The sequence below is a fragment of the Bradyrhizobium oropedii genome (assembly GCF_020889685.1).
GTDB lineage: Bacteria > Pseudomonadota > Alphaproteobacteria > Rhizobiales > Xanthobacteraceae > Bradyrhizobium > Bradyrhizobium oropedii.
The window spans coordinates 1-3701 of record NZ_JACMYO010000346.1 but is presented as its reverse complement, the minus strand read 5'-3'; the positions used below and the strand labels follow the sequence as shown (position 1 = coordinate 3701).

At 66.5% G+C, this 3701-nt stretch carries 4 protein-coding genes; all 4 read left to right on the top strand.

The window, feature by feature from the left end:
* Positions 1-136: 136 nt before the first annotated feature.
* A complete protein-coding gene (locus tag H8A95_RS42080) occupies positions 137-1240 on the top strand; it encodes an AraC family transcriptional regulator (protein ID WP_229188319.1) in 1104 nt (367 codons plus the stop codon).
* A gap of 118 nt (positions 1241-1358) precedes the next feature.
* Positions 1359-1970, top strand: a complete 612-nt coding sequence (locus tag H8A95_RS42075; RefSeq protein WP_229188318.1) for an inner membrane-spanning protein YciB — start codon at positions 1359-1361, stop codon at positions 1968-1970.
* Positions 1971-2125: 155 nt separating this feature from the next.
* Complete coding sequence (locus tag H8A95_RS42070; protein WP_229188317.1) at positions 2126-2452, top strand: hypothetical protein; 327 nt, start codon at positions 2126-2128, stop codon at positions 2450-2452.
* Positions 2453-2655: 203 nt separating this feature from the next.
* A partial coding sequence (locus H8A95_RS42065; RefSeq protein ID WP_229188316.1) for a FecR family protein occupies positions 2656-3701 on the top strand: 1046 nt, incomplete at its 3' end.

Sequence of the window (3701 nt, the reverse complement as noted above, 5' to 3'; positions counted from 1 at the left end):
AAAGCAGGGACGACACCGAGTTTGTGCATGGGCGGTGTCCAGTTGATTGCCATCCGGCCGCCGCTTCATGTGGATCACCGGACGCGCTATAAGGATCGCAATGTCGAGGTTGAATTGAACCTGCGGGCGGCTTGCGATGGCGATGACGGCTCTTGAACTCGGTCTCCGCGGCGCGGTGGTCGCGCTGTTCCTGGTGGTTTGCGCGGTATTGCTGTTGCGCTACGCGGCGGTGCATCGCGCCGCGAACCTCGGTGCCGCCATGGGCGTCGCCGGCGCCGCCTACGCGATTTCAACTGCACCCTTCTTTCCGGCATCGTCATTCGGCTGGAGCTCGCCGTTCATCGCCTTCGCGATGGGCTCGCCGGTGATCTTCTGGCTGTGGGCGCGTGCGATGTTCGACGAGCGGTTTGCCCTGCGGCCCTGGCATGCGGCCTTGTGGACGCTGCTCGCCGGCCTCGGCGTTATGAGCCACAATGGCTGGACGATCTGGCCCGATCTCGCCGGGACCTGCGGCCGCGGGCTGGCGCTGGCGACGATCGGCTTCTCCGCGCTCGGGATCGCACAAATTGCGAAGGGATGGCGCAGCGCCGTGACAACGGCACGCGGCCGGATCCTGATCGCGCTCGTGATCGGCATCGGCTTGCAGATGACGCTTGCCGCCGCGGCAGGGCTGGCCGCGATTCCGACCCGGTCCATCAGCTTGAGCATCGCGCTCGGCCTTGTCGCATTCGGGCTGCTGTCGATCTGGATGATGCTGTTCGATCCGCCAGAGAGCCAGCCGGCGGTTGCCGCAAACGGCCGTGGCCAGGCCGCACGGGTGGCGACGTCGCTCACCAACGCCGGTCCGCCGGCGTCCAGCCAGGCCGCGCTCAATCACCTCAAGCATCTGATGGCGACCGAGCGGACCTACCGGCAGGAGGGCCTGACCATCGGCGTGCTGGCGGTCAGGCTCGGCATGCCGGAGTACCGGCTGCGCACGCTGATCAATGACGGGCTCGGCCACCGGAATTTCAACGCCTTCCTCAACCGCTATCGCATCGATGAGGCAAAGGCAGCGCTCGCCGACGCCAGCCAGGCCGAGGTGCCGGTGCTGACAATCGCGCTCGACGCCGGGTTCCAGTCGCTTGCGCCGTTCAACCGCGCCTTCAAGGCGGACACCGGGCTGACGCCGACCGAGTTTCGCCGCAGGGCGACAGCGCCGCAAACCGCGGATGCGGTGGAAATCGCCCGTTCGAAGTGAGAATTCGCTCCTCGATTTCAGAAATCGATAGGCCGGCGCCGACGCAATCTGCCTAGCTGTGGCGGCGCGGGTGCTGGTCGCGCCAGAGCGTCAGGCGGCAAGCGGAGCAGAACAACCGATGAAGAGTTTCCTCACCGCGGCACGGCTGCTGGCCCTCGACCTGGCGTCGACCCTGGTCTTTCTGGTTCTGTTCCTGCTGACGCACAATACCGCGCTCTCGGTCGGCCTCGGCATCGCGTTCGGCGTCGTGCAGATCGGCATCCAGATCGCGCGCGGCAAGCGGATCGACACCATGGAATGGCTGAGCCTGTTCCTGGTGGTCACCGCCGGCACCGCGACATTGCTCACCAACGACCCACGCTTCGTGCTGTTCAAGCCGAGCGTGATCTACGCAATCGTCGGCGTCGTGATGCTGAAGCCGGGCTGGCTGAACCGCTATCTCCCAGAAATCGCGCAGAGCGTCGTGCCCGATGTCGCCGTCAAGGTCGGCTATGCTTGGGCAGCCCTGATGTTCGCCTCCGCTGCCGTGAACGCTTTCGTCGCGCTGACCTGCGAGATCACGACATGGGCCCTCGTGATGCCGATCTTCGGCATCGTCAACAAGATCGTGCTGTTCCTCGGTGGCTTTGCCGCCATGCGCCTCACCGCGAGGCGCCGCATCCGCGCCATGCCCGAAGCCCAGCGCGAAGCCGTGCTCGCGCTCGAGGGGGGTCCTGCGCCGGCAGTGTGATGACGGCCGGGATCCCTCCCGTGTGTGGTTAATGAAACAAACAAGCGCGCGACGAAACCATTTTGCCGTTCCGACGAAGAATTGCCGAAACCGAGCCTGCCTAGTGATGCCCCCGACGACGCGCTGCTCGGCGCGATCACCACAAAGGGGACATCATGGCTTTCACCGCTTCCGCGCTTCGTCACGGCAAACTGCTGGCGGCAACCGCGTTCACGCTCGGTCTGTTGACCTCAGCGTCTTATGCCTACACCGACGAGCAGCAGCAAATGTGCACCAGCGACGCAATGCGGCTGTGCAGCTCGGAAATCCCCGATGTCGATCGCGTCACCGCCTGCATGGTGCGCCAGCGCGCGCTGCTCAGCGACGGCTGCAAGGCTGTGTTCCACTACGTGCCGCCGGCGACGGCCCCGCAGCCCGCGAGCTATTCGCCGGCCGCCAAGCCGGCGAAACAGCTCAATATCACCCCACACAAGCGCGGCTGACAAAACCCCAACAGCGATCAAGCACCGCGCTTCCGGCAACGGGGCCCGGTGCTTGATCGTTTTGGTCCGCCATGACAACAAGGCAGGACCGTTCATTCGGCATTCAGCCTGACGCGGCTCAATTGCCGGTCCCCACTGCCTCCCGGGAATCGATGGTGATGCGCCGCGCCCTCCTCTTTGCGCTTCTGCTTTGTGCCGGCGTCATGGGTTGGCAACCAACCGCCGATGCTGCGCCCGACCTGACGCAGCTCGCGCAAGCGCAGACCGCGCCCTCGCCCGCCCCGGCGCAGAGCCCAACTCCGCCCGCTCCTGCAACATCTGCACCTGCAACATCTGCGCCCGCGGCCGCGCCGCAGGCCACTGCGCCCGAGCCGATCGGCAACGTCGCAACACTGACCGGCACCGCGACCGTCACGCGCAACAACACCACGACGCCGCTGCAGATCCGCGACGACATCTTTGCCAATGACGACGTCGCCACATCGGCGACCTCCTCGCTCGGCATCACCTTCAACGACGGCACCACCTTCAACCTGCGCGCCAACGCCAGGATCACGATCGACAATTATGTCTACGAGGACGGCGGCCAGCAGAACAGCGCGCTGTTCAACGTCGCCAAGGGAACGGCAGCGTTCGTCGCCGCCGCCGTCGCCAAGACCGGCGACATGAACATCTCGACACCGACCGCGACACTCGGCATTCGCGGCACCACCGGTCTTGTCGAGGTACCGGCGGGCGCGACTGCGACCAGCAACAATGTCGGCATCAAGCTTTACCCCGACGCCGACGGGCATGTCGGCCGCATCGAGGTCAACGATCGCAGCGGCTCCTCGCTCGGCGTGCTGACGCGCGGCGCGAGCGGTTTTGCGATTCGTCCCGGCACCGGCGGCGCCCGCTTCGCCGCGGTGCCGCTGACGATCTCGCCGCAACAGATGACGCGCGATCAGGGCTTTGTCCGCCAGGTCCACAGCGCGCAGACGCTGGGCCGCCAGGTCGTGACCGAGCAGCGCGACTTCCGCCGCGCCAACCCCGATTTCCGCCGAGCCAATCCGGCCGCACCCTATCCGAACCGCGGCCAGCCGGTGCAGCCGAATCCGCAGCGCCAGAACGGCCTGCCGGGCCAGAATCGCAACGCCCCGCAGCAGCCGGGTCAGCAGAATCGTCCGGGTCAGTTGCAACAGCCCGGCCAGCCGAACCGTCCCGGCCAGCCGCAGCAACCAGGCGCGCCCGGCCGGCAAGGCTCGCAGCA